Annotated in this window: 24 protein-coding genes; 2 read left to right on the forward strand and 22 right to left on the reverse strand. The window is 47.3% G+C overall.

Going from position 1 to position 24,771, the window contains the following annotated elements:
* Positions 1–133: 133 nt before the first annotated feature.
* Entirely contained in the window at positions 134–1,672 is a 1,539-nt protein-coding gene (locus CXIVA_RS02260) for a fucose isomerase (RefSeq protein ID WP_013976393.1), read from the reverse strand.
* Positions 1,673–1,803: 131 nt separating this feature from the next.
* Positions 1,804–1,995 carry a hypothetical protein gene (locus CXIVA_RS13995; RefSeq protein ID WP_013976394.1) on the reverse strand — a complete coding sequence of 64 codons (192 nt, stop codon included), beginning with the start codon at positions 1,993–1,995 and terminating at the stop codon, positions 1,804–1,806.
* Between the two features lie 280 nt (positions 1,996–2,275).
* Between CXIVA_RS13995 and CXIVA_RS02265 the strand changes: the two genes are divergently transcribed.
* Complete coding sequence (locus tag CXIVA_RS02265; RefSeq protein WP_041727553.1) at positions 2,276–3,844, forward strand: helix-turn-helix domain-containing protein; 1,569 nt, start codon at positions 2,276–2,278, stop codon at positions 3,842–3,844.
* Between the two features lie 73 nt (positions 3,845–3,917).
* On the opposite strand, the gene CXIVA_RS02270 is transcribed toward CXIVA_RS02265, so the two are convergent.
* The 15 genes from CXIVA_RS02270 to CXIVA_RS02340 form a co-directional block, all read right to left on the reverse strand.
* The gene (locus CXIVA_RS02270) at positions 3,918–4,892 is read right to left on the reverse strand and encodes a 4Fe-4S binding protein (RefSeq protein ID WP_013976396.1); all 975 of its coding nucleotides are present in this window, start codon (positions 4,890–4,892) and stop codon (positions 3,918–3,920) included.
* Positions 4,893–5,369 (reverse strand): FMN-binding protein, encoded by a 477-nt coding sequence (locus tag CXIVA_RS02275; protein WP_013976397.1) that lies wholly within the window; start codon positions 5,367–5,369, stop codon positions 4,893–4,895.
* Between the two features lie 24 nt (positions 5,370–5,393).
* Positions 5,394–6,809, reverse strand: coding sequence for an FMN-binding protein (locus CXIVA_RS02280; protein ID WP_013976398.1), 1,416 nt, complete (start codon positions 6,807–6,809; stop codon positions 5,394–5,396).
* Between the two features lie 62 nt (positions 6,810–6,871).
* Positions 6,872–8,014, reverse strand: a complete 1,143-nt coding sequence (locus CXIVA_RS02285) for an FAD:protein FMN transferase (protein ID WP_041727554.1) — start codon at positions 8,012–8,014, stop codon at positions 6,872–6,874.
* Between the two features lie 98 nt (positions 8,015–8,112).
* A complete protein-coding gene (locus CXIVA_RS02290; protein WP_013976400.1) occupies positions 8,113–9,936 on the reverse strand; it encodes a hypothetical protein in 1,824 nt (607 codons plus the stop codon).
* A gap of 267 nt (positions 9,937–10,203) precedes the next feature.
* A complete protein-coding gene (locus CXIVA_RS02295) occupies positions 10,204–10,794 on the reverse strand; it encodes a cytidylate kinase-like family protein (RefSeq protein WP_013976401.1) in 591 nt (196 codons plus the stop codon).
* A gap of 13 nt (positions 10,795–10,807) precedes the next feature.
* Positions 10,808–12,175, reverse strand: a complete 1,368-nt coding sequence (locus tag CXIVA_RS02300; protein ID WP_013976402.1) for an MATE family efflux transporter — start codon at positions 12,173–12,175, stop codon at positions 10,808–10,810.
* A gap of 231 nt (positions 12,176–12,406) precedes the next feature.
* Positions 12,407–13,816, reverse strand: a complete 1,410-nt coding sequence (locus CXIVA_RS02305) for an MFS transporter (RefSeq protein WP_013976403.1) — start codon at positions 13,814–13,816, stop codon at positions 12,407–12,409.
* The gene (locus tag CXIVA_RS02310) at positions 13,806–14,528 is read right to left on the reverse strand and encodes a cytidylate kinase-like family protein (protein ID WP_158309831.1); all 723 of its coding nucleotides are present in this window, start codon (positions 14,526–14,528) and stop codon (positions 13,806–13,808) included. Before CXIVA_RS02310 ends, CXIVA_RS02305 begins: the two co-directional genes overlap by 11 nt.
* 56 nt (positions 14,529–14,584) lie before the next feature.
* Entirely contained in the window at positions 14,585–15,100 is a 516-nt protein-coding gene (locus CXIVA_RS02315) for a nitroreductase family protein (protein ID WP_013976405.1), read from the reverse strand.
* Positions 15,101–15,123: 23 nt separating this feature from the next.
* The gene (locus tag CXIVA_RS02320) at positions 15,124–15,543 is read right to left on the reverse strand and encodes a hypothetical protein (RefSeq protein WP_013976406.1); all 420 of its coding nucleotides are present in this window, start codon (positions 15,541–15,543) and stop codon (positions 15,124–15,126) included.
* Positions 15,544–15,571: 28 nt separating this feature from the next.
* Positions 15,572–15,943, reverse strand: a complete 372-nt coding sequence (locus CXIVA_RS02325) for a hypothetical protein (RefSeq protein ID WP_013976407.1) — start codon at positions 15,941–15,943, stop codon at positions 15,572–15,574.
* A 51-nt stretch (positions 15,944–15,994) separates the two neighbouring features.
* Positions 15,995–16,420: a pyridoxamine 5'-phosphate oxidase family protein gene (locus CXIVA_RS02330; protein WP_013976408.1), complete on the reverse strand. Its 426-nt coding sequence runs from the start codon at positions 16,418–16,420 to the stop codon at positions 15,995–15,997.
* Between the two features lie 29 nt (positions 16,421–16,449).
* The gene (locus tag CXIVA_RS02335) at positions 16,450–17,091 is read right to left on the reverse strand and encodes an esterase (protein WP_013976409.1); all 642 of its coding nucleotides are present in this window, start codon (positions 17,089–17,091) and stop codon (positions 16,450–16,452) included.
* Between the two features lie 40 nt (positions 17,092–17,131).
* A complete protein-coding gene (locus tag CXIVA_RS02340) occupies positions 17,132–17,458 on the reverse strand; it encodes a helix-turn-helix domain-containing protein (RefSeq protein ID WP_013976410.1) in 327 nt (108 codons plus the stop codon).
* Positions 17,459–17,599: 141 nt separating this feature from the next.
* Between CXIVA_RS02340 and CXIVA_RS02345 the strand changes: the two genes are divergently transcribed.
* Positions 17,600–17,953, forward strand: a complete 354-nt coding sequence (locus CXIVA_RS02345) for a cupin domain-containing protein (protein WP_013976411.1) — start codon at positions 17,600–17,602, stop codon at positions 17,951–17,953.
* Between the two features lie 319 nt (positions 17,954–18,272).
* On the opposite strand, the gene CXIVA_RS02355 is transcribed toward CXIVA_RS02345, so the two are convergent.
* From CXIVA_RS02355 to eno, 5 genes are all read right to left on the reverse strand, one after another.
* A complete protein-coding gene (locus CXIVA_RS02355) occupies positions 18,273–19,124 on the reverse strand; it encodes an MIP/aquaporin family protein (protein WP_013976413.1) in 852 nt (283 codons plus the stop codon).
* An 18-nt stretch (positions 19,125–19,142) separates the two neighbouring features.
* Positions 19,143–20,066, reverse strand: a complete 924-nt coding sequence (locus CXIVA_RS02360) for a GTP-binding protein (RefSeq protein ID WP_013976414.1) — start codon at positions 20,064–20,066, stop codon at positions 19,143–19,145.
* A gap of 8 nt (positions 20,067–20,074) precedes the next feature.
* Positions 20,075–21,454, reverse strand: coding sequence for a uroporphyrinogen decarboxylase family protein (locus tag CXIVA_RS02365; protein ID WP_013976415.1), 1,380 nt, complete (start codon positions 21,452–21,454; stop codon positions 20,075–20,077).
* Positions 21,455–22,016: 562 nt separating this feature from the next.
* On the reverse strand, positions 22,017–23,150 hold the full coding sequence (locus tag CXIVA_RS02370) for an amidohydrolase (protein WP_013976416.1): 1,134 nt from the start codon (positions 23,148–23,150) through the stop codon (positions 22,017–22,019).
* Between the two features lie 261 nt (positions 23,151–23,411).
* Entirely contained in the window at positions 23,412–24,713 is a 1,302-nt protein-coding gene (gene eno, locus CXIVA_RS02375; protein ID WP_013976418.1) for a phosphopyruvate hydratase, read from the reverse strand.
* Positions 24,714–24,771: the final 58 nt, after the last annotated feature.

Below are 24,771 nucleotides of genomic sequence, written 5' to 3' on the forward strand. Positions count from 1 at the left end.
TCCAGTCTTTTACTTCCGGTCATCTTCGCCGGCTGCAAAACAACGATTTACTCAGCTGAAGCCTGGACTCCAACTGAGTAAATCTTGTTATGCCTCTTCGCTAACGCTTAGAGGAGAGGGTTGTATGACTAAATTAAACAGAAAACACCTCAAGTCCAAGTGCTTCCCCAAGCATTTCAAGCTCTTTTACATAGTCACCGTAAACGAACGGCAAATGATTGCCAAAATAAAGCTGCGCATTATAGAATTTCTCCTGATCCGCAACACGGTAAACAACATAACCATTACAGTTATCCAGATCATAATCACCACCGCCTACAATCTCACCTTTTCCGACAAAAAGCTTGGTACAATCGGGGGAAATGCGGCAAATTGTGATCTTCTGCCCTTTATCCCGCTTCCAGTCATAGCGGAATACTGCACCAAACCCCTGATCATACGCAAAATGGCGAACTGCATATGGAAGGTTTTCTCCGTCGATACTCTTAAGCTTCCTGTTTGGTGTGGAATGTGCTGAATGATACAAGTTGGTCAGATCCTCCACATCCGCAAGATCTTCGATATGGAAGCGGCGCATCGGACGGATCGTATTTTCCTCTTCCAGATATACAAGCGGATTTGTATTGCCCATAAATGGTGCATGATTGGAGATTGTGGAAAGAATGAGCATTGTAAGCACGCCATCCACATCATATTCACATGCAGATGGAATTCCCTGCTCATTTAATAAGGAATGGGTCAGGCAGAAAGTAAACTGCATCTCATTGATTCTTCTTGTGGAGCAAGTATCCGGACATGGAACTGTAAAACCGCAGCAATCATGAAAATCAAGAAGCTTTTTTACCTCAACATAAGCCTTACAGGAATTAACCATTGCCTCACGGGAAATACCGGCTTCATCAGCGCCGCCAAGAAGTTCATCCGCCAATTCTTCCGCTTCCTTGATATCTTCCTCGGTAATATTCGGTGTGTTCAGTCGTCCCGGTGTTGTATAATTACCACCCTCCGGTAGCGGCTGCATATAATCAAGCAGTTCATGCAGGTTGATAAACCGGAAATTAGTCCCGAATTTTTCAGTGGCTCTTTCCAGTGACAGGAAGGTATCATTTGCAGATTTGGATACATTGGAATCAAATCGAACTCCCAGAAGAACATTTGCCTCCTTCAACGCCTTACGGACTCTCCAAACTCTCATCTGTGCAGCAACACCTTTCCAAGTCAAGGGTGCTGCGCACTCGATACCCATATTGCGAATCACCGCCGTCACAGCTGTAAGGTCACAGCAGGTTGCCGGATCCTGCATAATCGGCTTTTTTGTTCTCTGGGCCAGCTCGATCAAGAGACCGCTTCGCGCGATGCCGCCGGACATCATGAATACATCAATCTCATCCTTGTCCGTGGTCATCTTTGTAAATGCTTCCTCCGGAATTCTCCAGTCATCACAGCATGGCAGAAATACCGGCTCCAGAAGATTCACCGCTTCCTTCGGAAGCTTCTCTTCGCAGAGCTTAAAAAAATCCTTCTGAAGCTCCTGCGCCAGAATAGCCTCATATTCCGGTGTCAGGGCTTCCCCTTTTGCGAAACGACAAGGTCCCTCATAATAGTACTGATGCTGTAAACCAAGAAAGATCGGTTTTACATTGAGTTTTACATCCAGTCCTCTTTTGATCATTGTACCATCCTCCTTTGAATTTTTGATTCTGTAATTATTGTGCTTTCAATATATAGAAATTCCTGGTTTTTCTCATCGGTAAACAAACCAAATCGAAAAAGCTTCCTTTCACAAATTCTTAATTTCTCCTATTACCTTTTATCAAAAATATAGTCTGGAGCTTCCGGTAATTTTGCACCTACCGGAATACTTGGTACATTCCTGATCGCATGCCAAAGTCTCTTTTTAGAAAATCCTACATCTGTATCTCCTTGATATGCCGTCTTTTCAATTTTTATATATTTTGTATTCTCATTTTTATCATATTTATGATTATTTTCCACTATTTTTTGTCATTTATTACATTTTTGCATAATCATTCTAAAATTCCGTATCTTCAAATGTTATAGTCTGTGTTTATAATCTTTATAAAAGAAGCTTGTTTTTTAGAAATTATGACGAATTATACCTATTTAATAATTTTCTCCCCGCAAAGGAAGAGACACGTCTGACCGAGACCTTTTCCTGCCCCACCACACGCTTTACGTGCTTGAGAAGGAAAGGGACTTCTCCGACTGCGTTCCATTTTTGTTGAACAGTTAGAACATTTGAAAGGAATTTAACATGCACAAACTTACTTTAAACATATTTCTTGATGAATTGAAGCTTCCTTATGAACCATCTGTCTGTTCAGATAAAAATCCAACTTTTGAAAGCATTAGTCTATTCAATCCGAATTTGCCCCCGATAGCCGAAAGTCTGACCATCGGTCTGCTCACACAGCTTGTCCGGGTTGCGCCGCTATACCCAAATCGTACTTTTCTATGTATTCGAGATCGATTTCCTGACGCAGAAGAAGGCATCACAGCTAACATGATCATTCTAAAGACCAATCTGCCCCTGGCAGCTGTCTTCAATAAGGCTTTGTCTATATTTTCTCTTTATCAGAACTGGAATCAGCAAATGGAAGTTTCCGCTGCCAAGGCAGAAGGACTGCAAGCACTTATGGATCTCTCCGAAAGTATCCTCAAAAATCATATCGATATTATGGATGAATCTTTTAAACTGCTAAGCTATACAAAAAACATCGAAATTGATGACCCCATCACCAATGCCCTGCTTCAGAATGGTTATCATCCAGAAGAAACCGTTGAAAAGTTCCGCTCTCTGCGGCGATTTGAACAATTTGAAACCGAAAAAGACATGATCATTTCCGATGATCACAAACTCTGTGATTATGTAACAATCAAAAAAATTTTTCACCGAAACGGACATCCTGTTTTGTATATTGTCATGCACTGTAATCACAGAGAAGCAAACAACGGACTCTATGATGCATTTCGTATGCTTTTTTCTTACGTTGAGTCCTATATGCCCAGAGACGGCGCTTCGTCAGCAGCTTTTGCGGCTTCCCATCGATACCTTCGTGAACTAATCAACGGAAATATTTCCAGTATTGATGAAGCGATTACCAGGGCGGCTTACGCTACGATTCCCTTTTATCAGGATTATCTGCTGTATCAGATTACCTTTGATGATAATTTCAATACACCACTGGCACGGCTTGCCGTCAGTCTCAATGAGCGTCTTCCCTTCTCCTACGTGCTGACGCACAACCGTAATATTCTGGTCATATCATCCTGTAGAGACAACAGGGATCATAGTGAAACCGTGCTATCACTTATTTCTCAGATTATAAGCAATTTTCCTCATTCAATTGGCATCAGCAACCGGTTTCATAATCTCTGGGAACTGAGCACAGCACTGGAACAATCCGGCTGCGCGCTGGAATATGGCGCACATATACGCAAAGCATATCTGAACAAGGGGCAGACTCTGCCAAAAGAGTTTACGTTTGAGGATTGCCTTTTAACCCTCTTAGTCGCCAAAAGTTATAACAGTTCACCGGAAATATTTAAAAACAGTTTTATGTTTCAATCTGTTCGCACGATCATTGACTATGACAAACAGCATCATACCAATCTTTTAGAGACACTTAAAACCTATTTGATGCTGCATCAAAAAGCAACTGATACAGGCAAGCGATTACATCTTCACCGAAATACGGTTTTGTATCATATAGAGCGAATCGAGCAGATGCTTCATGTCTCACTTACAGATCCGCAAGTTTGCATTAAACTTCAATTAGGTATCGAATTCTATCGTTCTCAAATGCTGGATTTGCATATGTAAGGAAAACACTATTTGGAGCATGTTGCAGATACTTTAAAGTTGTGTATGAATCGCACGATTCATACACCTGCCGCTATACCTGCAGCACCCAAAACAACAAATAAAGTCCGCCTGCTTTTGCCAGATCCATCCACCACTCATTTCCTTTTAATTTTCCCCATGAGGTTATATTTCCCCTCGGGCAGATTCCGCTGCAGCGGCCGCAGCGGATGCACTCCCCCATATTCTTTCCGTCTGCGCTGATATGCAGATCCACCGGGCATGTGTTTTTACATGCGCGGCACGAATCCGGGCACTGGTCCGCATGACGTGTCAGATGAAAAAACGGAAGGTACGGAAGAAGGGCGAAGATCGCTCCCATCGGGCAGAAAAAACGGCAGAAGAAGCGTTCCTGAAACGCCATCCCCACAAGCATGGCCAGCAAAAGGACAATCCCGATTGTATTCCCCGCCAGTTCGAAATGGCGCGCCCGGAGCAGCGCGAACACCGTCCAGGGGCTGTTTGCCGTGATCGCAGTCTCCCTCTGGAAAAAACAAAGTGCCAGCAGTCCGATCAATACCACAAACTTCATCTTTGAAAGGATCCCTGCTGCCCGTTCCGGAATTTCAGGCAGATGACGCCCTGTTTTTTTCTGCACCCATTGGGAAAACCGGTAGATCCAGTCGTTCACTGCGCCGAAGGCGCATGCCCAGCCGCAAAAAAAGCGGCCAAACAGAATCGTGTAAACCACAACGACCAGAAATTGTACCGTAAACCCGGTCCACTCCAGCGGAACACCTGCTCCCATTGCCGACAGCGCATGTTTCGCTGCGGAAAACGCCGCACTATACACGGACGGCGCCGCAAGGAAAAACATGATCTGCACCAGAATTCGAAACCATTCCTGCAGCATGCGCGCGGTCTTTGGCCTGATTTTCCTACGCGCAGTATTTGACGTGTTTTTCCTACGCGCAGCCTTTGACGTAATTTTCACACGCGCCGTCGTCCTCCCTGCCGCTGTCTGGCAGCCGTTTTTCGTAATTGTTCTGTTCTTTCTGTTTTCCTGCATCTACCGGGCTCCTTCCAGGGCATCATCCGCCGCGTCTAAAATTCCGTTCGAAGAATAAGTCGCGCCGGACACCGCGTCCAAATCTGTACTCTGCTCTTCCACAATCTGATCCAACAGCTTGGACGCCTGTGAAAGGTAGGCACTGTCTTCCCCTTTGGCGGAAATGATTTTCACTTCTTTGATCCGACCGCCTGTAATAACAGCTTTCACTGAAATTTTCCCGCCATATCCGGTTCCGGTTCCTTCATACGTCCCGTCCTTATAAGTTCCTTCCTTATTAGTTTCTTCCGTGCCTGCGGAAGATGCCTCTTTCTGAACTGCCTGCTTCCGGTAGGATTTCGCCAATTCCTCCACCTGTTCCTTCTGCTTTTCATACATTTCCGTACTCTGCTTTCGTTCCGCGGCGGCCTGCTGGTATACGAACAGCAAGCCTGCTATCAGGCAGACATTCACCACTCTGCTTATTGTTTGACTCATCACTTTCTTCCTGTCCATAAATTGCTAGTTCTGCTCTGTTTCTACCTCTGTCATCTGCCGATAGACTTCCTGATACAGCCGCATGATTGCCTTAGACGAGCAGGTCGCGCCGGATACCACGTCCACATCCGCACTGTTTGCCGCTGTCATCCGGGCAACAATACCAGCGGCCGCTTTTTCCGTATAAAAGATGTCATCTTCATATTCCCCCGCGATGTTGGAACTGTAGATCACTTTAATATTCGTAATATCAGCCAATACGCCGTTTTGAAATGTCACCACCCCTGAGATTTTATAATTGTAGAACATCCCGTCCTGTCCGCTGCGAACCGCGTCATCCGCATCCACAGATGCTGTCACGGAATAAGATGCGTTCTTCGGATCCGCGGGTTTCTGGGTTGTCTGTGAATCAGAATTCTCGTCTGATGCCGTATCTGTCACCGAAGATTCCGTCTGATTTGCTGCTGTCTGGCTCTGTTCGATTTCCTTGACCGGGGTTTTAACGGTTCCCCCACCGGCTTCCACCGCTTTTTTATATGCTGATAAATATGCCTCCTGTATCGCGTTTGAAGTATACGTCGCTCCGGAAACCACATCGACGGATCCATTCTGGTCCGCCAGAATCTGACTTTTCAGAGACTTCCACGCCTGATTGATGTAATCTTTATTCGCGCCGTTATCCGTTGTGGAAAGTGTAACTTTTATCAGCTTGCCGCCCTTAAATTTCGCAGTTACCGTCACCTGATACCGGAAGCGCCTTCCCTGCTCGCAGACGGCACTTGCTTGGTAAGTGCCGTCTGCCGGTTTGCCGTCCGGCAGTTTCGCCACTGTCTGCTTCTTCGATGCCGTTGGTTTCTTTGCGGCACTCTTCTCCTCTTTGTCCGAGCTGTCATCTAAACCGCCGGCTGCCTTTTTTAATGCTGCTTTGACTGCCTCCCGTATGCCATTAGAGGAATATGTTGCGCCTGACACCGTATCCACATTCGGGGTCTGCTTTTTCAAAATCCTGTTTACGACTGCTTTCGCCTTTGCGAAATAAGACGGCGTTTCACCAGCGTGCGATACCAGGTCAATGGAAGCAATCTTTCCGTTTTTAATGGTTACCTGCGCAGTGATTGTTCCGCCGTATCCCCTGGCACTGCCGGTGTAGGTTCCGTCTTTCCATTCAGTCACTTCAAAACTGCTGTTTTCCAAGGCGCTTCCTGCAGTTGTTTTCTTGGAAGAAACTGCTGCCTGTCGCTTTTTTCCCGCCCGCGTTTTATTTGCTGTTCCGCCGGAAGATGCTTCTTTTGCAGAAGCAGTTTCAGACGGCGCCGCCGGCCAGGCAATTTCATTGAGTTCCGGTTTTGTGATAAAAAAACCGACCGCTGCAGCTAACGCAACAAATGCCGCCGGAAAAAACGGTTTTCCATGGTTGAATATGTCTCGAAATCTTTTCATGCTTGTCCCTCTTCCATTCTCTGCTGCCGCACTTCCGATCCGGCGCGTACACCTGCTGCCTGCTAGGAACGGCTCTCCACCTGATAGTTCAGATCTGTTTCAAACGATTGCTTCAGTCCTTCGGTCACAGTGATACTCCCGTCTTCTGAAACAAGGATGGCATCAAACTGATCGGCATGGGTCTTCCAGTAGGCAAGCGCTTTCTTTTTCCCCATAACAAAAAGTGAGGTCGACAGCCCATCTGCCCGTGTCCCGTCTGAACTCACAATCGTAACGCTGATCAAGCCGCTTTCCGCCGGATACCCCGTGGTCGGATCCAGAATGTGATGATACTTCTTTCCGTTTTTCTCAAAATAGCGTTCGTAACCGCCGGAAGTAATCACGGCTTTATCCACCACATGAAGCGTTCCCAGATACTCCTGGTTTTTGAGCTGTCCGACCGTTGGATCCGGGTTCTCGATACCTACCCGCCAGTCGCTTCCATCCGTTTTTTTCTTATAAGTCTGGACATTTCCGCCGAGGGATACCACGCCGGAGGAACAGCCGTACTTCTGAAAAATCTTCATAATTTTGGCAGAGGTATACCCTTTTGCGATTCCTCCCAGGTCAATCTGTACACCTTTCCGAAGTTCTGCCTTGACTGTTCCGGAAGATACTTTGGACTTCTTTCCAATCCGGATCCCGCTGCTGTTCACGTTCTTTAAAAGCTTCTTAATCTCGGTTTCTGACGGCACGCGGAATTTCTTTGTAACAAATCCCCATGCGTCCACCAACGGATAGACTGTGATATCAAACGCGCCGTCTGTATCACGGTTCAGGGAAACCGCGGTCCGGATCACTTCTGCCGTTTCATTTGACACAAACGCCGTCCCCTGCTGATTCAGTATGGCAATTTCACTTTTCTGATTCGTAACATCCCAGAGCTGATCCAGTCTCTTGATTTCAGTTTCTGCCTCGCTGACCGCCTGCTCTGCCTGCGCACCGTAAGCAGTCACCGTCATATAGGTGTCCATGGCAAAAATCTGCCGCGTGGCCTGTGTCGTATCCTGCTTTTCTTTTCCTTCTGCAGCAGTCTTCTCTTCCGCGGAAGAACGCACCGAAGATATTTGATTCCTTTCTGCCGCACCGCATCCGTTTAAGGAAAGCATAACTGCCGCAAGCGCGATCACCCCTGTTCTTTTTATGTATCTTCTCTTTATCCACATATGTTTTTATCCATTCCGTATACAAGGGCAGGGGTACTGTGCCCTGCCCTTGTATATGTCATTGCTATAAATGATTCTTCCGTTGGCTTTTATCTGTATTATTTCTTAACCGTAATCGTTACTTTACGGCTTCCGCTTGCATAATTCGAGTTTCCTGCCGCTTTGATGGTAATCGTATATTTCTTCTTTTTTGTTCCTTTCTTAACTGTCACAACTCCCTTGGAAGAAACTTTCACATTTTTGCTGCTGGATTTGTATGTTACTTTTCCGGCAGCTTTCGACACGCCCAGGCTGAATTTTGCTGCCTTTTTCTTCAGTTTTTTCGCGCTGTAAGTCTTCTTTGTTACCTTTACTTTCATCGTCTGCTTTGCATTCCCGACCCTGACAATAACTGTTTTTGCTGCCGCCTGATAGGAAGAGGTTTCCGCCGATTGAATCGTAATCTTCGCTGTACCGGCGCCTTTAATTGTTACCACTCCGCTCGCGGAAACGGATGCAACTTTTGCATTGGATGTCTGATAGATCAGCTTTCCATTTCCGGTTCTCTTTGCACCGAGCGTAAACGCTTTCTGTTTATAAGTCTTATTATATACACTCTGTGCGGTTGTAATCTTTGCCGCTTTCTTCACTACCGGTGTTTGATCCGGCACTGTTGTCTGTCCGGAATTCGTACCCGCATTTTCCTTGCCTGAAACGGTAAAAGAATACTCCGCATTCACATAGTTTCCCTTCGCATCGGAAAAAACAGCGGTATATATTCCTTCCACAGAAGTCTCTCCGGTTTCTCTGTTTGTTGCCGCCGCGGCTCTTACCCCGTCCGCCGTGACCGTCAGCACACCGTCTTTGTATGTATATTGGGAAGCGTCAATTGCGTTGCTTCCGTGCCCATTGCTGTGTCCGACACTTGTCAGAGAAAATCCCTCCGGCAGCCCAGACGCATCCATATTTACTTTCAGACTTCCGTCACTCTGCACCTTTACTTCCGAATCACCGGTCACCTTGGCAGACAGCTGTTTTTTTACATACAGATTGCTTCCTGTCAAATCATAGTGATATACCCCGTCGGTTGTATAATACGTCAGGCCGGTAATTGTTTTGCCCGGCACATCTGCAAACTGGGACCAGTTCGTAGAACTGCCCATATGCACCATGGGCGAATCTTCTGCAATACGGAAGCTGAACTCGTACGTCGCCGTCCACAGATTTTCCATATAACCTAATGTGTAGACAGCCCCGTCATTTGTGGTAAACACAGCTCCAATCAGATTGCCAAAGTCAATTGTTTTTTTCGCCGGCGTCCCGGGCACGGCTGTCTTTCCATAACTCAGATAATTTGGGGAATCTGCGCTCTCTTTTATTTCTACCAGATAATCTCCCCATGCGCTCGGCGCTGTAATGGATGCCTTTGCGTCCGTAATATCTGTGATCTGATTTTCCTGAATTCCTTCAGAGCCGTTTTCTGTAATATGTACATACCAAGACGGCGCTGTCTGTTCCTCGCTTACAGTCATCGAAGCCGCAATTGCTTCACTCGCTGTGTAAGAGCTTTCCTGTCCAGCCTCCTTCTTTTTCGTCATTGAATCATAGACCGTCTGATCCACCGCGACATACGCATTCTTTACACCGGCATAAGCCGTCGTTCCCTTCTCTTTGTCAATTGCGCCGGATGCGTTTGCAATCCGCCCAAGGAATTTTGTTGTGGCAGATGTGATTGCGTCAAACCGGTCATTGCCATACAGCTGCTGATAGGTCAGATCTGCCGTGCCATAGACCACCGCACTTTTTACTGTCTCCGTGCCGGTGTTCTCGGATGGTATCTGCCCATTCTCTGCAAAAGCCGCCACAGAAGGCATACTGCCCATCACAGCGGCAGACATCATCACTGCGGCTATCTTGGGTAAAACTGCGTTTCGTTTTTTCATGTTCTCTCCTCCACATGCATTAGTTCTAGCTAACCGTCTGACAAAAATAAAAGGCTGCTGCGGCCCTTTTTCAGGCAGATTCTGTAAATACTGCCTCGAAATCAGTTGCTGCTACCTTTAGTTTTATCGTGCTAACTACAGTTTAATCCAGTGTGATCTGTTTGTCAATTCAAAAAACACAAACCGGTACCGTGATTCCCTGATCCGTGCAGTTCGGGAAAAAATATGAAAATAATCCGGTTTACGTGATTTTGGTGTCGCTTATTCCTACAGTTCTGTACACACGATAATGATTTTTTCACACATCGCATACCCCAGTGCGGAACTGTTCAAAGACAGCGAATAATTACTTGCCATTCCCCATTTTTGTTCCGTATAGAAATTATAATGTGTTCTGCGTCTTTTATCGATATTGCGGATCATTTTTTCTGCATCTGCTTCCGTCACATGATACAGCTTGCAGATACGCTGGACTTTTTCCGGCATCGCTCCATGTATGAATACATTAAGCACATCCGTTCTGTCTTTCAAAATATAATCCGCATTTCGTCCGATAATCACACAGCTTTCTTTTTCCGCGATTTCCAGAATCACTTTCCTCTGTGCTTCATATAACAGATCCTCCACGGATTTTCCCGTACGATCACGCCCCGCATAAGCATAGTCAAACACTCCCTTCTTGGGAGCCAATTCTGCCTTTTCCAGAATATACTCCGGTGACAGCCCGGACTGTTCCGCAATCTGACGGATAATATCCTTGTCAAAGTAAGCAATCCCAAGTTTCTTTGCCACCGCCTCGCCAATAAAATGGCCGCCGCTTCCGAATTCTCTGCTGATTGTAATGATTCTTCTTGACATATCCGATTCCTCCCTAATCCAGACGTTCCACTTTATTTTTTTTGATTCTCTTTAAAAAGACAAATCCAGTCAGACACGCGATAAGTTCCGTGATGGGAAATGCCCACCAGATCAGTGACACTCCTGCCTGTCCATTTCTGACAAAAATGGAAAAAATCCCTGCCAGCGGCAATATGATCACAAGCTGTCTGAGCAGAGATATCACAAGCGACTCCATTCCGCCGTCCAACGCCTGATAAATTCCCTGATATGCCACATTGATTCCCGCAAAAATAAAACTGATTGAGATAATTCTCATTGCTCCGATGAAATACGCTCTGGATTCTCCCGTATGAAACAAAACCGCAAACGCATGCGGAAAGATCTCTGTAATTGCCACACCAAGAACCATAAGCGCGATCGTATAGATCAGTCCATATTTCATTCCATCCTGGACCCTTTTCTTGCTGTGCATGCCATAAGCAAACGATATAATCGGCGTAATTGCGTCTCTAAGTCCAAACGCAAGGAACAGTACGAACTGCTGCACTTTATAGAACAGTCCGTATGCGGTCTGTGCAGAAGGGTTAAATTTCAAAATCAGATTCATCGCATAAACCATGAGAGACATCAGCGCCTGCGCAATGATTGCCGGAAGTCCGATCGCATAGATTTCCCTGATGATTTTCCCGTCCGGCCGCATATATGTTGCACCGTGTTCAAATTCTCGGTTCAGCTTCCGGTGAAAAACAAATAATAGCGCGGCTGATGTTATCTGCCCAATGACAGTTGCATAGGCGGCACCCGCTACTCCCATTTCAGGAACAGGACCGACCCCATAGATCATAATCGGATCAAGGATAATATTCACTACGGCTCCAACGACCTGTCCGATTGTAGAATAAAGCGAGCGGCCGGTTGCCTGCAGCAGCTTTTCAAACAGAGAAAAGAAAATAATCCCAAAAGAAATCACACAGCATATCCTAAGATATCCTGTTCCCATTGCAATCACTTCCGGGTCAACCGTCTGGGTTGAAATATATGCCTTCACTCCGAAAATTCCAAACAGCAGGCAGACCGCATAAATAATCACTCCCAAAAACAAACTGTTTCCTGCAACCCTTGCGGCCTTTTTATTGTTTCCCTGTCCCAGCGTTCTCGCAAGAAGCGCGTTTGTGCCCACACCTGTGCCGATTCCAACTGCTACCATAAGCATCTGGACGGGAAATACCAGCGTAAGAGCATTCAGTGCCGCCTCACTGCCTGCTCTCATATTGCCCACAAAGGCGCTGTCTACAATATTGTAGACTGCCTGCAATGCCATAGATAAAATCATCGGTATCCCCGTCTGAATCATAAGTTTATCTACCGGCATATCCCTCATCTTGCTGCTTTCTCCCATTTTAATTGAATCCTCCTCTTCCCGCCAAAAAAAGTGTGCACCTATCTCATAAGCTGGACTTACGCTGATCGGCTACACACTTTTTACATGACAATATTAAGAAAAACGAGCGGCAAAACTGGATTTACGCTAGCTTGCTACTCGTTTGTGGAATATTATATTTCTTCCTTTTCCAAAAGTCAAACCCAACGTAACCATTTATCCGTTGAAGCGAACACAGGAATCATGCGGCTACTCCTTTTGCGCCGTTTCATATTTTTTAAATCCTGCAATCTGAAGCATCAGACATACCAGGGCAAGTATCAAAAGAAAGATAAAGCTATGGGTAGAACCTGCTGCTGTTTTCATTTCATGGCTCAGTGAATTATCCTGCATCTGAGACGACGCTACCAGTGCTGCGCATACGCTGGTTCCCACAGCTCCCGCAAACTGCATAAGCGTATTAAAGCAGGTATTGCCATATGCTTTCTGCTCCACCGGAAGCCTTAAATTTCCAACCGTCATGGTATTGCCAAACGCGATTCCGCATCCGATTCCGAAAATAATATAAAATCCAATCACCATTCCGGTATTGAGTTTCATTCCGAATATGGCAAACAGCGCTATGCCTACTGTCATCAGGACTGTTCCGGTCAAAATCGGAAGTTTTGCGCCAATCTTATCCAGTGCGGCTCCGCTGAACGGTCCCATAACAGCGTTTAATCCTGCCCCGGGAAGAAGCATAAATCCTGAAATCATGGACTCGCATAAGAGCGCCACCTGCAAATAATTCGGCAAAAGAAAACTGGTTCCCAGCATGATTGCATTGATCAGAAAAAACGCCACCAGATGGCAGACAAAAGGAATATTCTTAAAGATTCTCATATCAATCAGAGGATTCCCGCATTTTGTACAATGGTTCGCAAATAAAATCAATGCCGCGATGCCAATGAGGAAAGCCGCGATCACCATGACAGGAGTTTTCTGAAATGCCCCGATATTGGCAAACCCATATACGAGTCCCAGGAACGTCAACATGATATAGATGATCCCGCGGATATCCACCGGTACTTTCTCCGGCTCATGTTTTTCCTCTATTGTCACAATTCCAAGGATCAGCGTAATGATCAGAATCGGAATTAAGATCACAAAGATATGTCTCCAGCCTAATGTCTGATTGACAATGCCTCCGTATGTGGGTCCCAGCGCAGGGGCCGCTGCAGACACAAGGGCTCCATATCCCATATATGTTCCTACTTTTTCGAATGGAATCTGCTCCAGAATAATGCAGAACGCAATCGGAACACCAACCCCGGTTCCAATTCCCTGAATCAGTCTGGCAAACAGTAATAATGCAAAATCAGGAGAAAAAATGGCGATTACTGTTCCCGTAATAAAACACATCGTTCCAAATATAAATAATTGCTTTAACTGAAACCGTCTTTGCAAAAACGCTGACAAAGGGGTGATCATGGCCACAACCAGCAGATTCGCTGTCGTAAGCCACTGAACCGTCTCTGTTGATACCTGAAATGTACTCATAATTGCAGGAAACGCTATATTTTCTGCTGTTTCTGTAAGCAAACCACAAAATGACACCAGACATGCCGCCACTACGGACAATGCCAGCTTTGCCGGTACCTTTACTTTATTATTCTTCATTTCCCCATCCTGTTTGTTTTACTGCACTTACAATCAGTTCCACGCATGTTTCAATTCCAAGTCTTCCGGAATTCAAGAGCAGATCGTAGTTATTTTTATTGCCCCATTCTTTACTGTAAAAATTCATCGCGAATCTTTTTCTTTCACGATCTGTTTGTTCAATCATCCGGTTTGCCTGTTTTTCATCTACCCCGTAATGGCTTACTGCATAGGCGATTCTGCTTTTTACGCTTGAAAACACGAAAACATTCATGGCTTCCTGCTGTTCCAACACAAAATTAGCTGCTCGGCCCACAATAACACAAGGTCCTTTCTCTACGTACCCCCGGATAATCTCATGTTCTGCTTTCTCAATCTGTTTCATATGATTATGCGCATCATCTACACTCATTGCCAGATTAAACAGGAAGCTGTTGGTAACCCTCTGCTCCGACGCTTCAATAATTTCTGTCGAAAGTCCTGTTTTTTTCATGGTATCTTTAATAATCTGCGTATCATATAGCGGGATTCCCAGTTCGTCGGCTATCATTTTCCCAATCGTTCTGCCGCCGCTTGCATATTGCCTGCTGATGGTAATTACTCTTTTCATCTCTGTCTCCTTTGCTTTGCTAAAAATACAAAAAAAAGAGATATGCACGTTTGTGTCATATCTCTTAAATATCGTTTCCTGCTGCGCAAAAAGTATTTTATCAATTTTTCTTTTGTATTTCAAAAGACATTTTGTACAATTTCTGCCTGGCATATATTGTAATTTTTACCAACGGTTGTTCATATAAACGTTACGACATCTTCCTTCTTTTTCCTGTCAGTATGCAGACGTGAAGGATGTGCTTCCGGAAGCGCATATCCAACCGGGAATACAGCGACCAGATCATATCCTTCCATTACAGGAAAATTCTTTTTCATCACATTCGGATCAAACCAGCCGACCCATGTAGTATGCAGTCCGAGATCTTCGGCCTCCATCATGATATGTGTGCCTACAATTGATGCATCAACAGCAGCAAAGCTGCGGCCATCGAATTCCCGCACCCAGCCTTCCTCTGTCTTTGCGCCAACCACAAAGAAAAGTCCTGCGCCAAAAGTACAGCTTGTCGCCTGCCTGATTTTTTCAATATCTTCCTTTTTCGTGATCACCCATATTTTCTCCGGCTGCATGTTGTGCGCAGTAGGCGCTGCCAGGGCAGCCTCCAGTATCTTCTGCACTTTTTCCTCTTCCACTGGCTTGTCTGAAAGCTTTCTGCATGAATATCTCTCTTTTGCAAGTTCCAGAAATTCTGTCATATCAATTCCTCCCATTCGAATTTTTACCAGTAAAACCTCTTCATACTTTCAGGCATTTCCGCTGCTGAGCTCCTCTGACCCGCATAGCTGCCTTTTCCCACCGCCGTAACCGTTGCTTTTCCAATGCCCCGATTTCCGGAAATCGATGCTTTATAATCCTGTCCTCTCTGGAGAATTATATACTGAATGATCTGTGTCGCCGTCCCGTCTCCATGATCTGTTTCCACAACCTGTTCACATGCGATAAGAAAATTCGGATAAACAGCTTTTCCCTTGTAAGTATAACTTTGGTTTAAACGGGTAAAAAATGCCTGAGAAAGATCTGCCTTTCCGGCATCCGCATACGCAGGAAACGAAATACATCCAGAAAACACAGCCGCTGCAAGCAAGGCGCTTACTAATTTTCCCTTACGATTCGTTTTTCGACATCTGATTATTTTCATACTATTCTGCTTAGCTCCATTCCTCAAATCAATTCAGCAGCTTCCGGATTCGTTCCACCGGATAACAGTCTGCTATCTGCGTCTTTTCAAACAAGCCGGCCGGAAGCTCTTTTTCGCCGATCAGTTCCAGATATTCCGGTATGGCTCTTTCGTCAATCATAATCTTCCCGTGTCCGGCCCAATGACGATTGCTCTCATATTTTTTACACCCGGAAATCCAGTACGCCTCTCCGGATTCGATATCTTCGTAATTGGAATTATATCCTGTCTGCCGCTGAAACGCATGATTATTAAAATAAATCGTCTTCCCTGTCCTGGATGTCTTCACATATCCGATCCACGCAGGGCCGTCATCTGAGTAACCCGTTTTCAATTCTATATACATTAATTTTTTAATCATTTGCAAACTCCGTATATTTCGCTGCATTCCTTTTTGCTGTATGTCTGTCCCCTATCGAATCGTCTCCAGGACGGACATCATGGCTCTTTTTTCAAACACCGCCTCTTCCAGATGGAATACCGCAAAACGATTTCCGCTGCCTTCCGCATAGATTTTTTTCATGACCGGGTATCCGGGCTGTTCCAGCGCAATTTTGGATAATCGATCTCCCTGTTCAAATACTGCCTTTCCATAATAGCGGAAGAACTGTCTGCCATTTCCCAGAAGCCCGCATAGCTCCACCCACGGATTTTCCAGCATTTGCCGGTAAACTTCTTTCATGGCTCCGACTCCAAAGTAATTGACGTCATCGATCAGCATATGAAAACTGACCGGTCTTGATTTCGGCTTTCCATTTTCCACTGTATTCAGGAAAAAGGCATCCGACTGTTCCACACATTCTTTCAGCCATTCATTTATTTTCTCTGCATTTGTCATGTTTCTTTTCTCCTGTCTGACCGCCGGTTTCATTCCAGCGGCTGCTTCATCACCCAGGCAAACGCCTTTGCCGTTCTCTGATCCGCGTCTTTGAAATGGTTGCCCGGATTCCATTCCAGTATACAGTTGATCCCCTGTTCTTTCAGCAGAATCTCTGCCCCGCGTATTCTGTCCCCCACCGTTGCCATCACTGGATTTCGTGTTTTTTCTTCTTTGTCTCCCAGGCTTAAGTACACCGTTCCGCTCTTAATCTTCCGCTCTTTCATGAACTCCTCGAATCCGGGAAACCAGAGAGAAGGCGACGCCGCTGCGGCACCGCGAAACAGATCTGTCTGACAGACTGCCCATAACGCAAAAAGCCCGGCCAGTGAATACCCGCCGATGTAATACGTTTTCCTTCTGTCTCTGCAGCCATCACAATACTTCAGGATTTCCTGCAGCGTTTGGGCTGCGCCGTCCCCGAACTCTTCCTTTCCAAATACAGCCGGTGCTTTCCACGGGGAAAGATCCCGGTTCCAGTCATCTGCTTTACAGGCAATCAACCGGAAATCTTCCGCTGTATTTTCCCGTATCGCGGCGATTTCCTGCTCCATCAGGCTCAGGTCGTGTGCGTCCACCGGCTGAATTAAAATAATATCCGCATCTGCATCTCCGTATTCCAAAAACTCCATGATAAAATATTCCTCCCAGACTTATACCACGATCTGTCTTTCACTCCACCACCGACTTATAATATTCCCCAAATTCCGCAAGTGCCTCAATGATCGGCTGCATTTTCTTTCCAAGGTCTGTCAATCCATACTCCACCTTTGGCGGCATCTGGTGATAATCCTGTCGATACACGAGGCTGTCATCCATCATCTGTCTCAGGCTGTCTGTAAGGACCTTCTGAGAAATTCCCTCAAGGCTTCTCTGTAATTCATTAAATCTCCATGGACGTATCCTGAGATTTCGCAGGATCAGTAATTTCCATTTTCCGCCAATCAAATCTACCGCTGTCGCTACCGGACATTCCGGCAATTCTTCTTTTGTTTTCATGATGTTCACCTCTCAGCCAAGAATAACACATTCATTTTTGACTGTACAGTTATAAAAAGGTGCGTACTGGTATTTGAATGCGCATCACCGTATGATGTGATCATAAACACAATAACTCAGAAATCATGGAGGGAAACAATCATGAAAACTTACAGCAAAACAAAAATCGGAAACGAAGGAAGAGTTGAACTTCACGACCAGCTTGGTTTAACAGGCGCTGAAATCAGCATTAATCAGATGCCTGCAGGCTCAAATGTACCTTTTGTTCATGCTCACAAAAACAACGAGGAAATCTACGGGATTCTTTCCGGTAAAGGAAAAGCTGTCATCGACGGCGACGAGATCTCTCTCGAAGCAGGAGACTGGCTGAGAATCTCTCCTGCAGCAAAACGTCAGTTTTTCGCTGGTGATGACTCTTCGATCACTTATATCTGTATTCAGGTAAAAGAAAATTCTCTCGAAGGCTATACGATGGATGACGCAGTCGCTTATTAATGCAGGAACTGCAGGTTGATTGTCTGACAGGCTTTCTTTCAATAATAAAAATATCCCTGCGCAGGGCTTCGGCCTCACATCCGATCCCCGCACAGGGTATGTATGATTTCGCAGGTCTCAAAGTACCATATGCAGCGTCCCCGCTGTCATCAGCGAGCTTATACGGAAGCCCTGTACCGATACGTAGGGTTCGGCCTCCCTGGAATCAGGCAGCGCAGCGTCACACCGATCGTATCCTTTTCTGAAAATACCGCTGCATACGCATCTTCTGTCACACGCTTCAGACACATGGGGTCTGTTTCTGCTCTCGCGTTGACTGTCAGACAGATCCCGTCCTCCGCTTCTGCCTCTTTTCCATCCGTCCGCAGCAGCACATATCCGGCTGATTTTCCTTCTTCATACTCGGTTCAATCACCTTGGTAAACAGCATGCCAGCCAGAATCCCTCCGACAATCGGCGCCAGAATATAGACCCAGAAAAAGCCGCCGGATGTGTCCGGAAGTGCCTGGGATTTCCAGCCGCCCATCAGCGCCACCAGCCGCGGCATAAAGTCTCTGGCCGGATTCAGCCCCGCCTGGGTCAGCGGCGCGATAATGCACTGAATGACTGTAACGGTCAGGCCGATAAACAGAGGCTGCAGGCTGCTGTCCGGCTTGCCGACATTGCAGTTTTCCGTCAGGCAGAAAATCACAAACACCAGAATAAAAGTTCCCACCAGCTCCGCCGCTGCTGCCAGTCCCATGCCGACCTGCGCGCTGCTGCCCGGCTGCCGGTAATACTCCCCGAATATCTTTGCCGTAGCCACAGACGCGAATGTGCCCCGCACAATTCCATGGGTCTGCTCATAAACCCGGATAGACGGCGCAAACAGGCCATAGACCAGCAGACTTCCGGCAAAAGCTCCGCTCAGCTGTCCGGCCAGATAGACCGGCAGCTTTTGCGGAGCCATCCGCCCGGACAGAACCATTGCCACAGATACCGCCGGGTTAAAATGGGCACAGCAGATATTTCTTGTGGCATAGATGGCCAGGGCGATGCTCACGCCCCATACCACTGCAATCTGCAGCTGCCCCATCAACGAGCCGAAAAGCACCGTTACCGCCACGGAACCGCAGCCAAACAGAAGCATCATAAATGTTCCGATAAATTCTCCCAAAAATGCGTTTTTCATAATTTTCTTCCACCCCGCCTATTCCAGGCCGCGCACATACTCCTGATACCAGGAGGCAGCCTCTCTGACTCTTTTCCGCATGGGCATGCCTGCGCCGGAAAGCACCGTCAGCCTGCCGATTTTCTCTTCCGGCACCGAAAGCCTGCAGGGCTCCACTGTGGGTACATTGCCGGTGCAGTTTACCAGCATCAGTCCTTCCTGCGTGCGGACGAATCCTTTTACCCGGAAGGTGACTTCCAGAAACATCCGCAGGAACTTTTCCAGTACGGTACACGGAATCTGGTCGGCCAGCGTTACTGTCATCTGTTTCACGGTAAGATCTGCTGTCAGCGGCATATCCTGCTGTGCCGAAGCCTCTGCCTGACGCAGCAGGGTCAGAATGTCCGCATGAATTTCTCCGTAACTGGTCTCCAGTATCCGGATGTCCGGCCGCTGGCCGCGGATCAGAGTTCTGGTTTCTTCCAGCTGCTCTTCCGTTGCCAGATCCGTCTTGTTAATCACTGCCAGATCGCTGGCTGCCAGCTGTTTGACACTGGTTACGGATTTCCGGTAGATCTTCGGAAACCGCACCGCGTCCACCAGACACACCGCCCCCTGATAGTCAATCTCCGGATAGCGGTCCTCGTTCTGAAACAATTTGCGGACACCCGTCGGATCCGACAGACCCGAAGCCTCCACCAGAATCACTTCCGTGTCTTTTTTCACGAAATTCTGCAGGGTTTTCTCAAACTGATCCATCCGGCAGGAACAGAATACGGATCCCCCCGCGATTTCCTCCAGTCCGATGCCAAGCTGTGCCAGAAGTGTGCCGTCCACGCCTTCTCTGCCAAATTCATTGATAATCATCTGCATTTTCTGTCCCTGAAACAGCCGCAGGAAGTTTTTTAAAAATGTGCTTTTTCCCGAACCGAGAAATCCGGTAATCAGATAAAGTCTGCTCATGCTGTGTTCTATGCCATCTGATCGATTGCGGCCTGAATCGCTTTTTCCAGTTCTTCTCTGGACGGAATGAGGGAACGGTATTTCAACTCTCCGTTGATGTACATGGAAGGCAGATTGGGAACGCCCATCTTGACACACCTTGCCACATTTTCTTTGTAAATAAACTTGTATTCCACCACATCAATCTGATCGCCGAAGGTTTCTTTTGCCTGGTTTGCCGCGTTCATCATATAGCCGCATGCCGCGCACTGGGCGGAATCCAGGGTAAATACCTCCACCAGCGGTTTCTTCAGATTTTCATAATCCGGAAGCACGACGCCGGAAGTATCCACTTCTTCTGATTTGTAATTCTTCACCATTTCCCGGGTGCTGTCCAGATCATGCACCGCCTGGGAAATGCCGATGGTATTTTCTACCGGCACATCGTAAGGCATGTCGCAGCCCGGCGCCAGGATAAAGTTCTTCTTCTCCGGAATGCTGTCCAACAGGTCTACCGCGAACTTCATGTTGTCCTGCTGATTGCCCAGAAGCATCACCGAGGTCAGGGGAATGTTGCCGCCGATCACGATATTATATTTATCTGTAATCTCTTTTGCTTTCAGAATGTCTACATTTTCATCAATGGAAATGGAATCCGGGCCTGTCTGGCACATGTTTTCAATATTTCTGGTGGCATCTCCGCATACGAAGAAAGAAGAATACACCCCTTTGTCACGGATCATGGCAAAAATCTCCCGATAGGGATCTGCGCAGTAAGTATTGAAATCATCACTGGAAATCTGTGAAATCAGCGGATCTACCATGGCAATCACATCCATGCCCGCCTCGATGTAATACTCTGCCATCTTCATGCAGGTTCTCGCGCAGAAGGCAAGCAGGCTTTTCACTTCATCCTCAAAGTCAAACATGTCTGTAAACAGCTGATTGCCCCGCAGATGGGATGCCAGGGTAAAGGGGCCGCAGATCAGCCCGTATAAAGCGGTAGTGTCACCCACTGCTTCCTTCATCCGTCTCATCACATCCAGGACATAGGGAATACGGCCGGATTCCTTTGTCGGAATCTTGCAGTTGCAGGGCGTCTCCGGCGCCTCATCTTCGTCTTCTGTTTCCAGGGGATGAGAAGCTACAGACGGCGGGCAGTCGTCTGCCCAGCGCAGTTCGCAGCCCAGGCATTCTGCCTCGATCTGAAGATCAAAAATCACCGGCTGGCCATCCGGACGGTACAAACGATTCACTTCCATCAGAGACTCAAATGCCGCATCCGCGTCTGTCAGCATCTTTGTGGCCGTATAGCCCTTCAGCTTGCCCGCATGTACTCCGGCAAACGGTACCCAGGGCGCCCGTTCTGTGGTTTCGTGATTTAATGTACGGATCAGTAACTCTTTCATACTCCGATTTCCTCCTGCTTTCACGCACTGTTCTGTCTTTTTTCTGACAAATCTTTTTGTTGGCAACATTATAAAAGTTCGAAATGATGTCGATTTGTAATTATTTTTTCATTCTTGTGTTATTTTACTGACCTGTCATGCCGATTTTTTATTATTCGATACACATCCGGCATCCAGCGGATCTGCGTTTTGAATTCTCCTGTATTATCCGCTTTTTTCCTTATTTCGCATCTGCTGTCCGCCGGATGTTCCGCAGCTTTTTACTCGAAAACTCTTTTTATTTTTTCTATATTCTCGGATCTTTTTCATGGCTTTATGTTTTTATATCCGTACAATTCGTTTTTTAGAAATTTCTTGCGGGTTTTGGTATTTTTCCCGGCCCAAAGTCAGTCAACCCGCGTTTTTCTTTTTTACTCTCGTTTTTATCTATTTCTTTCAGAATAAGGCAGAAATCCTGCACAGGGAATTCGCCTCGTAAGGGGGACGATAGGTCAAACCTGTGTATTTCATCTTAAAGCTCCTCGTATTTCAATTTTCCTGAAAGGATTTTTCATTCCTTTGCTTATTTCTGCTCCAGAATCGCCAGGAACAGTTCCACTGCAGGCATGAGATTCCGGTCATTGAAGTCATATTCCTTCGTATGAAGGGATGCGTAATTTTCCCCGTTTCCAAGGTAAAACATAGCTCCCGGACACCGCTTCGTATAGTATCCGAAATCCTCGGAGGCCCGCCAGAGTTCTTTCATGTCAATCACTTCGCTTCCGAGGGAGGCTGCTGCCGCCCGGACTTTTTCCAGACAGGCCGTATCATTCCTTGTCTCCGGAAACGGATCCGAAATCTCATAACCTGCACGCAGCTGACCGGCAGCGCAGACGGCTTCGGTTTTTTCCCGCAGACGCTGTTCCAGCTCGTCCAGCTCTGTTTCATATTCTGCCCGGAGCGTTACGGATAATTCTCCGGAGCCCGCAGAAACACCGAAATCTTTTGTGCCGACCGCTATATTTACCACGGTTCCGAGCACCATCCCTTTATGGGGCTGCTGCAGCAGTGTTTGCAGATACAGCACTATCTCGGCAATCCCAAATGCCGGGTTGCGCCCCTGCTCCGGACTGGCCGCATGGCTGGTTTTCCCCTCCAGGCGAATCGTCAGTCCCCTGGACGCCGGCTGGGTCAGTCCGTTCCGGACCACAACCGCTCCTTCCGAATAGCCGCTTAAATTGTGAAAGGCATACACTTCCCCAATCTTCTTTTCTGTAAGCAGCTGCGCGCATTCCTTTCCTCCGGCTCCGATCTCCTCCCCGTGCTGAAAGATCAGATAGACATCCCGGAAAAGCCGCCGCCCGGTCAGTTCCAGCGCCAGGCCGCACAACGCGGCACTGTGTCCGTCATGGCCGCAGGCATGGCTGATTCCGGCGCAGGCGGACGCATACGAAGCATCTGACGCTTCCGCAATGGGCAAGGCATCAAAGTCTGCGCGGAACGCAATCGGCGCAGCAGATCTGCTGCCTTCCGTGGCATATTTTACCCCATAAAACCAGTGGTCGCAGTCGGTAAGAATCAAGTCTGTATGCTCTCTCAGAAACTCCATCAGATGCTTTTTCGTCCAGCTCTCCTGTAGGGAGAGCTCCGGATGCCGATGGAGTTCATGGCGCAGATGGATCATGGTTTCTTCTGTTTGCCTGTTTCTGTCATTCATTTCTGTTTTCCCTGTCTCTTACTTTGTATTTTTCCCTTCCCATTCTCTGGATCATTCCCTGTATAAAAACCAGCGCCCCATCAGCAGTGTGCTTTTTCCTTTTCCGTTTCGTCCGATCAGCCCCAGTTTCCATGCAGACTATCATAGCATCTCTAACGGTGAAACGCATGGATTTCCTGCATTTTTTTCACATACAGGAAAAATCCGGCCCTCCGGCCGGATCACTCTTTCCTGTTATTTCAATACAGCTTTCTTTCCACTTTATCTGTTAAAGTGAAATGCCTGTTTTCCCGGATACACCGCCGCATTCTTCAGATCTTCCTCGATACGGAGCAGCTGATTGTATTTTGCTGTACGCTCGCTTCTGGAAGGCGCTCCGGTTTTGATCTCACCGGTGTTAAGCGCTACCGCCAGATCCGCGATCGCGGTGTCTTCTGTTTCCCCGGAACGATGGGATACAATCGCGCGCATTCCCGCATTCTGTGCCATCTTGATGGCATCCAGTGTTTCGCTGACCGAACCGATCTGGTTCAGTTTGATCAGAATTGCGTTTCCTGCTCCCAGCTCGATGCCCTTTTTCAGACGTTCTGTGTTGGTTACAAACAGATCATCCCCTACGAGCTGCACCTTGTCCCCCAGCTCCCTGGTCATCTTCTGCCAGCCTTCCCAGTCTTCTTCATCCAGTCCGTCTTCGATGGAATAGATCGGATATTTTTCCACCAGGCTCTTCCAGTGTCCGATCAGTTCCTCCGAGGTAAATTCTTTTCCGGACTTCGGCTGATGATAAAAGCCTCCGCCTTTTTCACTCTTCCACTCGGAAGCCGCCGCATCCATTGCCAGGACAAAATCTTTTCCCGGTTCAAACCCTGCATTGCGGATTGCCTGGAGAATATGCGCAATGGTGTCCTCATCACTCTGGAAGTTCGGCGCAAAACCGCCTTCATCACCTACTGCAGTAGTCTCTCCTTCCTCTTTCAGAAGCTTCTGCAGCGCATGGAACACTTCTGCGCACCAGCGCAGGCCTTCCCTGAAATCGGCTGCTCCCACAGGCATGATCATAAACTCCTGGGTATCCACGGAATTCGTGGCGTGGGCGCCGCCGTTTAAAATATTCATCATCGGAACCGGAAGCGTCACCCCATTGGCGCCGCCGAGCAGGCGGTACAGCGGAAGATCCAGAGATTTTGCCGCTGCCTGCACTGCAGCGATGGATACTGCCAGAATCGCGTTGGCGCCCAGATTGGATTTGTCCTTCGTGCCGTCCAGTTCGATCATTATCCGGTCCACTTCATAGATATCCGATGCATCTGTCCCCACCAGCGCAGGCCCGATCTTCTCATTGATATTCGCGACTGCCTTGCGGACTCCTTTTCCGCCATAGCGGTTCGGATCACCGTCCCGCAGTTCCAGCGCTTCAAATGCTCCCGTCGATGCGCCGGAAGGTGACGCGCCGCGTCCGATGGTTCCGTCTGCCAGGGTCACTTCGGCCTCAACGGTCGGGTTGCCCCTGGAATCCAGTATTTCTCTTCCGTATACCTTTTCAATCTGTAAATAGTCTCTCATAGGATTCCCTCTTTTTCCTTCCGGTGTTCCTGTCGGTTACTCCGGTTTTTCTTCCGGT

It is taken from the genome of Clostridium sp. SY8519 (assembly GCF_000270305.1).
GTDB lineage: Bacteria > Bacillota > Clostridia > Lachnospirales > Lachnospiraceae > SY8519.

Excerpts from the sequence above, each read along its gene's own strand:
- CXIVA_RS02355 (WP_013976413.1), bottom strand. The coding sequence starts at position 19,124 with ATGAAAAACGCATTTTTGGGAGAATTTATCGGAACATTTATGATGCTT.
- CXIVA_RS02270 (WP_013976396.1), bottom strand. The coding sequence starts at position 4,892 with ATGCAGGAAAACAGAAAGAACAGAACAATTACGAAAAACGGCTGCCAG.
- CXIVA_RS02290 (WP_013976400.1), bottom strand. The coding sequence starts at position 9,936 with ATGAAAAAACGAAACGCAGTTTTACCCAAGATAGCCGCAGTGATGATG.
- CXIVA_RS02275 (WP_013976397.1), bottom strand. The coding sequence starts at position 5,369 with ATGAGTCAAACAATAAGCAGAGTGGTGAATGTCTGCCTGATAGCAGGC.
- CXIVA_RS02300 (WP_013976402.1), bottom strand. The coding sequence starts at position 12,175 with ATGGGAGAAAGCAGCAAGATGAGGGATATGCCGGTAGATAAACTTATG.
- CXIVA_RS02365 (WP_013976415.1), bottom strand. The coding sequence starts at position 21,454 with ATGAAAGAGTTACTGATCCGTACATTAAATCACGAAACCACAGAACGG.
- CXIVA_RS02265 (WP_041727553.1), top strand. The coding sequence starts at position 2,276 with ATGCACAAACTTACTTTAAACATATTTCTTGATGAATTGAAGCTTCCT.
- CXIVA_RS02360 (WP_013976414.1), bottom strand. The coding sequence starts at position 20,066 with ATGAGCAGACTTTATCTGATTACCGGATTTCTCGGTTCGGGAAAAAGC.
- CXIVA_RS02305 (WP_013976403.1), bottom strand. The coding sequence starts at position 13,816 with ATGAAGAATAATAAAGTAAAGGTACCGGCAAAGCTGGCATTGTCCGTA.
- CXIVA_RS02345 (WP_013976411.1), top strand. The coding sequence starts at position 17,600 with ATGAAAACTTACAGCAAAACAAAAATCGGAAACGAAGGAAGAGTTGAA.
- CXIVA_RS02370 (WP_013976416.1), bottom strand. The coding sequence starts at position 23,150 with ATGAATGACAGAAACAGGCAAACAGAAGAAACCATGATCCATCTGCGC.
- CXIVA_RS02315 (WP_013976405.1), bottom strand. The coding sequence starts at position 15,100 with ATGACAGAATTTCTGGAACTTGCAAAAGAGAGATATTCATGCAGAAAG.
- CXIVA_RS02280 (WP_013976398.1), bottom strand. The coding sequence starts at position 6,809 with ATGAAAAGATTTCGAGACATATTCAACCATGGAAAACCGTTTTTTCCG.
- CXIVA_RS02320 (WP_013976406.1), bottom strand. The coding sequence starts at position 15,543 with ATGAAAATAATCAGATGTCGAAAAACGAATCGTAAGGGAAAATTAGTA.
- eno (WP_013976418.1), bottom strand. The coding sequence starts at position 24,713 with ATGAGAGACTATTTACAGATTGAAAAGGTATACGGAAGAGAAATACTG.
- CXIVA_RS02325 (WP_013976407.1), bottom strand. The coding sequence starts at position 15,943 with ATGATTAAAAAATTAATGTATATAGAATTGAAAACGGGTTACTCAGAT.
- CXIVA_RS02285 (WP_041727554.1), bottom strand. The coding sequence starts at position 8,014 with ATGTGGATAAAGAGAAGATACATAAAAAGAACAGGGGTGATCGCGCTT.
- CXIVA_RS02335 (WP_013976409.1), bottom strand. The coding sequence starts at position 17,091 with ATGGAGTTTTTGGAATACGGAGATGCAGATGCGGATATTATTTTAATT.
- CXIVA_RS02295 (WP_013976401.1), bottom strand. The coding sequence starts at position 10,794 with ATGTCAAGAAGAATCATTACAATCAGCAGAGAATTCGGAAGCGGCGGC.
- CXIVA_RS02340 (WP_013976410.1), bottom strand. The coding sequence starts at position 17,458 with ATGAAAACAAAAGAAGAATTGCCGGAATGTCCGGTAGCGACAGCGGTA.
- CXIVA_RS02260 (WP_013976393.1), bottom strand. The coding sequence starts at position 1,672 with ATGATCAAAAGAGGACTGGATGTAAAACTCAATGTAAAACCGATCTTT.
- CXIVA_RS02330 (WP_013976408.1), bottom strand. The coding sequence starts at position 16,420 with ATGACAAATGCAGAGAAAATAAATGAATGGCTGAAAGAATGTGTGGAA.